Source organism: Pedobacter sp. 10L46_2 (assembly GCF_056395165.1).
This window is the reverse complement of sequence record NZ_JBFTIZ010000194.1, coordinates 1-7,687: the sequence shown is the minus strand read 5'-3', so window position 1 is coordinate 7,687 and position 7,687 is coordinate 1. Positions and strand designations below refer to the sequence as shown.

The window sequence follows — 7,687 nt, the reverse complement described above, 5'->3', positions numbered from 1 at the left end:
CGCAACGGTAGCTAGCCTAAAGGCTGAATATACAATGCAGGAAGAAGTATTGTTTAATGACACCAAAGTGTACTTCAGGCAGTTTACTTTAGGAGGATTAATTAAAAAATATGCAACTCCGTCAGCTTTTCTTAAGATGGATGATAAACTGAATCTGAGCAGTAGCGTGATGTCTTATATCTTGCCTTTTATTATGAATACTACATTATTCAGAGGATCCGGGTTTCTTACTAAAACCCTTGTTGGACTGGCATCGAATAAAGTAGGAAAAACCTTAGATGCAGAACATTTGTCAGCTATTTTTAATTCCGTTAAATCGTGGTTTACTGGTTCTAAGAAAAAGAAAGAGAAAGAAGGCGCGGATGTTGATTATGGTATTCCACCTGACAGTGAAACGTATTAAAAGAGAAAAGGGAGTTGTTTGAACTCCCTTTTCTCTTTTAACAACTAAACCGTTGTCTTTATTTTCAATTCTTTCAATTGCTTTTCATCAATTGTAGAAGGGCTATCAATCATAACATCCCTACCGGAATTGTTTTTAGGGAAAGCAATTACATCACGGATGGTATCAAGACCAGCAAAAATAGAGCATAGTCTATCGAATCCAAATGCAATGCCGCCATGTGGTGGAGCGCCAAACTCAAATGCGTCCATTAAGAATCCAAATTGCTTTTGTGCTTCTTCAGCTGAAAAACCTAAATGCTTAAACATTAATGCCTGTAAAGCCCTGTCATGGATACGAATTGAACCACCGCCAATTTCAGTTCCATTTACCACCATATCATAGGCATTTGCTCTTACTTCTCCTGGTTTAGAGTCTAAAAGATCAATGTCTTCCGGCTTAGGAGAGGTGAATGGATGGTGCATTGCGTGGTATCTCTCGGTCTCTTCATCCCATTCCAATAGAGGGAAGTCGAGTACCCATAAAGCGCTAAATTTATTTTTATCGCGTAAACCCAAACGATTCCCCATCTCTAAACGTAGCTCGCTCAATTGTTTGCGCACTTTGTCTTGAATGCCAGCCATAACTAATACTAAATCACCCGGCTGAGTATTAAACGCTGCTGACCATTTCTTTAGCTCGTCTTCATTGTAAAACTTGTCTACAGATGATTTTAATGAGCCATCTTCATTGTGTCTTAAATAAATGAGCCCTGTCGCACCAATTTGGGGGCGTTTGATGAAGTCTGTAAGCTCATCAACCTGTTTGCGGGTATAGCCGGCACAACCTTTTGCGTTAATACCAACAACCAGTTCTGCATTGTCAAAAACAGGGAAATCTTTGCCTTTAACCAGGTCGGTAATCTCAACGAATTGCATGTCAAAGCGGGTATCGGGCTTATCAGAACCATAAAAACGCATTGCATCTGCATATTGCATTCTTGGTACTTCCGGTAAATCAAAATCTTTAACTTCTTTAAATAAAGTGCGGATCAAACCTTCAAAAGTATTTAGTATATCTTCCTGCTCAATGAATGACATCTCACAGTCTATCTGGGTAAATTCAGGTTGCCTGTCAGCACGTAAATCCTCGTCTCTAAAACACTTCACAATTTGGAAGTATCTATCAAAGCCAGATACCATTAACAATTGTTTAAAGGTTTGCGGAGATTGCGGAAGTGCATAGAACTCACCTGCATTCATACGGCTTGGAACAACGAAATCCCTTGCGCCTTCAGGCGTAGATTTAATAAGTACCGGTGTTTCAACTTCTATAAAGTCTAATCCATCTAAATAACGGCGAACTGCCTGCGCCATTTTATGGCGTAATATCATGTTGTTACGAACCGGATTTCTACGCAAATCAAGGTAGCGGTATTTCATTCGTAAGTCATCACCGCCGTCAGTTTCATCATCTATTAAAAAGGGAGGTAGTTTAGCTGCATTTAATATTTCAAGGGCAGTGATTTTTATCTCAACCTCTCCTGTTGGCATTTTAAGGTTTTTGTTAGAGCGTTCTACCACCAATCCGCTGGCTTTAATTACAAACTCTCTTCCTAAACCACGGGCAGCTTCACATAATTCACGATTATCATCCATATTGAAAACCAATTGGGTAATCCCGTATCTGTCACGGATATCTATGAAGGTCATGCCTCCTAAATCTCTTGATTTCTGTACCCAACCGCAAAGGATTACATTTTCTCCTAAGTTCTTAATGGTTAAAGCGCCGCAAGTAGTTGTTCTTAACATTATTAAAATTATTAAGCGGCAAAAATATTCATTTTGAACCACATATTTTAAATGCTGGCGATTTTACTTGCTATATTTAATTGATTATCTGTTTGAATTAAGAAAAAAAGTCATGACTATGCTTAGAAGAGGTGAGGATGGTAGCCTGTAAAATCAAGAAAATGAAAATTTTTTAATACTACATGCAACGTTTTAAAAAAGTAGTTGTCATATTAAACGAATCAGAAAAACATTGGAAACAGTATACATAGATAAACACGTAGAGTTAGTTTCCGATTGCCGACAAGGCAATCGGAAAGCACAATTTGAAATTTACAAATTGTATGCTAAAGCTATGTACAATGTAGCTCTGAGGATAGTTAATCATGAAGCCGAGGCAGAAGACGTTTTGCAGGAGGGGTTTTTAGATGCCTTTACAAGAATAGAAACCTTTAGAGGCGAAACTACTTTTGGATTATGGTTAAAGCAGATCATCATTAATAAATCAATTAATCAGCTGAGGAAACGAAAAGCAGAATTTATAAACATTGATGAAGTAGATATTGCGGATACCGAGGCAGAGGATGAAGAAGATTTAGAATTTAAGGTAAATGAAATCAGAGAGGCCGTGGCCAGGCTTCCAGATGGATATAGGGTGGTGTTAACGCTGTACTTATTTGAAGGATATGACCATGAAGAAATATCACATATCCTAAAAATATCAGAAAATACATCACGTACACAGTATATGAGAGCCAAAATGAAGTTGAACGGCTTATTAGAAAAGAGAGGAGCATAAGATGAGCAAAAAGTTAGAAGAGTATATTAGAGAACATAAAAAATCTTTTGATGTTGGAACACCATCAGATCAGTTGTGGGGTAAAATTGAAACAGCATTAGACAAAGAAAAAGTAAAAAAGCCTTTGAGGGTGCCGTTGTGGTTCGCTATAGCTGCATCCCTGATCGTGGTGATGACAGTTACTTTTATATATACTTATCGTAACAGGGAAACAGGTGTAGAAATAGCCGATGTAAATCAGGGATATGCGCAGAAAGAGATGAAATTTGCCAGCCTTATTGCGCAGAAAAAAGATAGCCTGATGGTTTATGCACAGGAAAATCCAAAACTATACAGTGAGTTTAGTGCCGATTTACAAAAACTGGGCGCCGACTACGAGAACTTAAAGAAACAGTTGGAGAGCAGCCCAAATCAGAAGCTAGTTGTGAGAGCGATGGTAAAGAATCTTGAGCTTCAGCTACAGGTAATAAATCAGCAGTTATCTATTATTAACGAGGTCAGTCAATATAAAAGGGAAAATAAAATATGAAAAATTTAGGGGGAATTCTTGCAGCCCTGCTGCTTGTATCAAGCTTTGCCAATGCACAATCTGTAAATATTGAAAGTAACGGAAATACAGAACTGGCCGTTAATGTTTCGCAGAAAACAAACATCAATATTGAGGCGCCTGTAAGCTTTGTGCAAAGCACAACTGAAGCGGATGATGATCCGATGAGATCAAAAACATTCAGCAAAACATTTCCTGCAGATAATTCTGATAAAATTATACTGAGTAACCAATACGGATCAATACTGGTTAAAGTATGGGACAGAAAAGAAGTAAAAGTAGATGTTGATATTAAAGCTTACAGCAGCAATGATGCAGAAGCCCAGAAATTGTTGGATAACACTACCATAGAAGCCGGAAAATCTGGAGACCAGATTGTTTTTAAAACCACAATGGAGCAAAAAAATGGCAATTGGGGCAATGGAAGTCGAAATGGTCGAAGGTGGCGCAGAGAAGTGAAGATTAATTATGTTGTTTACATGCCCGCATCAAATGCATTAACCATGTCGCAAAATTATGGTGATGTAACTATGGGTGACCTAAACGGGCCACTCTATGTAAAAGTACAATATGGCAATTTCAAAGCGCAGAACTTAAATAGCACCAATAACTACATCTCTGTTCAGTATGGCAACAATAATGTTCAATCTGTAAACAAAGCCATTGTGAAACACCAATATGGATCGGGATTAACTATAGGCGCAGCCAATACGCTTGACATCGATGCCCAATATGCCGCAGTTAATGTAACCAACATTAAAGGAAATGCAATTATTAAGCAACAATATGGTTCAGGCCTTACCCTAGGATCTGTAGAAAACCTTGACCTTGATGTTCAATATGCGAATGTTAATATAAATGCCATTAAGGGAAATGCCAAAATCAGACAGCAATATAACAATATCAGCATTTCATCAGTAGGCAATCTGGATCTGAATGCCCAATATACAAGCGCCAGCATTGGAACTTTAAGAGGCGATGGAAAGTTCGATATGCAATACAACAAACTAAGTATTGATGAGGTAACCAATGGTTGCAAATTGCTAACTGTTGACGGTGGATACCTAGGTATCTCTATTAATTTTAACAATTCATTTAATGCCGATTTTGATGTGCATACCAGCTATGCTTCATTTAATTATGGCGACAGGGTTTCTGCAAGAATTACTGATGGAGGAGATAGAGGGTCGACAACTAAAAACTATACCGGTAAAATAGGTAATGGAGGTGGTGCCAGAGTAAAGGTCAATTCTGATTACGGGTCAGTATCATTTAAATAAAATTATAAACCAAACACTACAAAAGCTTGTTGATAATTCAGCAAGCTTTTTTTATATCTTAGCTTCAAAATATAATTTAAAAACTATGGAATTTTTGAGCAGCCCGGAAGCTTGGATATCACTACTGACCCTGACCGTTTTAGAGATCGTTTTGGGGATAGATAACATTATCTTTATTTCTATCCTGTCGGGCAAATTGCCAGCTGATCAGCAAAAAAAAGGCAGACAATTGGGCTTGGCTCTTGCAATGATTACCCGTGTTCTTTTATTATTGTCACTTACCTGGGTGATGACATTAACATCCGAATTGTTTAATCTAGGCAATTTAATAGGTGTTTCTAACGCAGAATGGTTAGCAAAACTTTCGATATCGGGGCGTGATCTAATCCTTATTGTAGGGGGGCTCTTTTTAATTTATAAGAGTACTCATGAAATACATGATAAACTGGAAAGTGAAGAAGAAAAAGAAATAAAGGGGAAGGTTCACTCCTTTGCCGGTGTAATCATTCAAATTTTGCTTTTAGATATTGTATTTTCTTTAGACTCGGTAATTACTGCCGTAGGCATGGCAGAACACGTTGAAATAATGATTGCTGCAGTTGTTATTGCTGTGATTATAATGATGTTCTCGGCTAGTGCAATCAGTAATTTCGTAAACGATCATCCTACTGTAAAAATGCTTGCTTTGTCATTCCTGTTGTTAATTGGTGTTTCGCTATTGGCAGAAGGTTTAGATCAGCATATTCCTAAGGGATATATTTATTTCGCTATGGCTTTTTCAGTTTTAGTAGAGATGCTGAATTTGAAAATGAAGAAAAATGCGAAAAAACCTATTGAGTTGAGAAATACCCCTCGTGAAGAGGAAACTAAAAACTAATACCATTAATGATTTCTTTTTTTGAAGCCTCCCTTGCTGAGCTTTCCATACATAGAATTGGAAATAAATCGCAAGACGAATTTTACGTGTTGTCTGAGCAGTCTGTAGCAATACAAGACAATATGTTGAGCAACCTATTACAGCAGTATTTTCTTGGTCCGTACGAAAAGGTAAACGAGATTTATCGTTTCTTTCATCCCAACTCAGATCTGAACTTAAATGAAGTATATCATTTTGCGTCAGAAATATTTGAAAAAGGCGAAACCTTTCACGAAAACAGTAAAGAACTTGCTAAATACCTGTACGATGTATCAGGGCATCCGAAAATAAAATCGGGAGAGCTTTATCTTGCCTATTTCGAAAATGTGCAGATAGAAGGTGAGCTTCATGATGCTATTGGTATCTTTAAATCAGAAACTAAAGAGACTTATTTAAAAGTATATCCAGAAAATAGCGGATTTGGTTTAAGCTACGAACAGGATGCTATTAACATCAATAAGCTTGATAAAGGCTGTCTTATTTTTAATACCGATAAAGAAGAAGGCTTCAGAGTAGCGGTGATAGATCAAACAAACCGTAGTGCAGAGGCTGTTTACTGGAAAGATGAGTTTCTGAAATTGAAAACGAGAAATGATAATTTCAACCAGACAAACAATGTATTGGGTGTATACAAAAACTTTGTTACGGAGAAACTGGATCAGGAATTTGATATCTCTAAGGCCGATAAAATAGATTTATTAAACAAGTCTATGAAATACTTTAAAGAGAAAGAAAGCTTTGATATTGATGAGTTCTCGAATGAAGTTATTGGCAATTCTGAAGGGATTGAGGCCTTTAAAAACTATAAGAAAAATTACGAAGAAGAATTTGATGCACCTATTCCAGATAGTTTTGATATCTCAGGCGCTGCGGTAAAGAAACAGGCGCGTGTTTTTAAAAGTGTGCTTAAACTGGATAAGAACTTTCATATTTATATCCATGGAGATAAAGAGCTGATAGAAAAAGGTTTCGACGATGATAAATCTATGAATTACTATAAGGTTTATTTCAGAGAGGAAGAGTAACCGGCTTTGGCATTATAGTTAAAATGTTTGTCGGTAATTAATAAATAATTGTAGTTTAGTGGTAAGCCAAATATCCTAAACTATAATATGAACGTTGAACCACAAAAGAATAGCATTTTCAAAGTAATTGGGGYGTCGTCCCTGGGTACACTAATCGAATGGTATGATTTCTACATTTTCGGCAGTCTGGCCACCATTATCGGATCACAGCTTTTTCCTGCAGATGCAGGAGCTTCAGCATTAATAAATACCCTTGCAATATTTGCTGCTGGGTTTATTGTGCGGCCGTTTGGTGCTTTGGTGTTCGGCCGTTTGGGCGATCTTATTGGTCGAAAATATACTTTTCTTTTGACTCTGGTACTCATGGGTGGATCAACCTTTCTTATTGGGCTTATCCCGTCCTATTCCAGTATTGGTTATGCTGCGCCAATTTTGGTGTTGATTTTACGATTGATACAAGGCCTTGCCCTTGGTGGTGAATATGGCGGAGCCGCTACTTATGTGGCTGAACATGCCCCTGCAAATAAACGTGGTTTCTTTACCAGCTGGATTCAAACTACGGCAACCGGAGGATTGTTCCTTTCATTAGGGATAATTGTGTTAACTAAAAACCTGCTAGGTGCCGAAGATTTTGCTGCCTGGGGTTGGAGAGTTCCATTCCTATTATCCATTTTACTGGTAGGCGTTTCCATTTACATCAGAATGAAAATGCATGAGTCGCCAATGTTTACTAAATTAAAAACAGAGGGCAATATATCTAAAAATCCATTGAAAGAAAGCTTTAGCCACAAAGCAAACTTTAAAATGGTGCTACTGGCTCTTTTTGGTGCAACCATGGGGCAAGGGGTTATTTGGTACACCGGTCAGTTTTATGCCCAATCATTTATTGAAAACACTTGTAAGGTCGATTTTAACGACTCCAGATACATTCTTTTGTGGGGTATAGCC

At 37.6% G+C, this 7,687-nt stretch carries 8 protein-coding genes; 7 read left to right on the top strand and 1 reads right to left on the bottom strand.

Annotation, left to right across the window (positions count from 1 at the left end; translation table 11 throughout):
• Nucleotides 1-403 (top strand): hypothetical protein (locus AC1DDX_RS18445; RefSeq protein ID WP_477622385.1); only part of this gene is annotated, 403 nt, incomplete at its 5' end.
• A gap of 44 nt (nucleotides 404-447) precedes the next feature.
• Here AC1DDX_RS18445 and aspS read toward each other — a convergent pair.
• A complete protein-coding gene (gene aspS / locus AC1DDX_RS18440) occupies nucleotides 448-2,193 on the bottom strand; it encodes an aspartate--tRNA ligase (protein WP_337717052.1) in 1,746 nt (581 codons plus the stop codon).
• Between the two features lie 232 nt (nucleotides 2,194-2,425).
• Between aspS and AC1DDX_RS18435 the strand changes: the two genes are divergently transcribed.
• The 6 genes from AC1DDX_RS18435 to AC1DDX_RS18410 form a co-directional block, all read left to right on the top strand.
• Nucleotides 2,426-2,971, top strand: coding sequence for an RNA polymerase sigma factor (locus AC1DDX_RS18435; protein WP_172662280.1), 546 nt, complete (start codon nucleotides 2,426-2,428; stop codon nucleotides 2,969-2,971).
• Nucleotide 2,972: 1 nt separating this feature from the next.
• A complete protein-coding gene (locus AC1DDX_RS18430) occupies nucleotides 2,973-3,500 on the top strand; it encodes a hypothetical protein (RefSeq protein ID WP_337717050.1) in 528 nt (175 codons plus the stop codon).
• The gene (locus AC1DDX_RS18425; RefSeq protein WP_337717048.1) at nucleotides 3,497-4,798 is read left to right on the top strand and encodes a hypothetical protein; all 1,302 of its coding nucleotides are present in this window, start codon (nucleotides 3,497-3,499) and stop codon (nucleotides 4,796-4,798) included. The genes AC1DDX_RS18430 and AC1DDX_RS18425 overlap by 4 nt, the downstream gene beginning before the upstream one ends.
• An 85-nt stretch (nucleotides 4,799-4,883) precedes the next feature.
• A complete protein-coding gene (locus AC1DDX_RS18420; RefSeq protein WP_048908198.1) occupies nucleotides 4,884-5,675 on the top strand; it encodes a TerC family protein in 792 nt (263 codons plus the stop codon).
• Nucleotides 5,676-5,683: 8 nt separating this feature from the next.
• On the top strand, nucleotides 5,684-6,739 hold the full coding sequence (locus tag AC1DDX_RS18415) for a nucleoid-associated protein (protein ID WP_172662278.1): 1,056 nt from the start codon (nucleotides 5,684-5,686) through the stop codon (nucleotides 6,737-6,739).
• Between the two features lie 87 nt (nucleotides 6,740-6,826).
• A partial coding sequence (locus AC1DDX_RS18410) for an MFS transporter (RefSeq protein WP_477622384.1) occupies nucleotides 6,827-7,687 on the top strand: 861 nt, incomplete at its 3' end.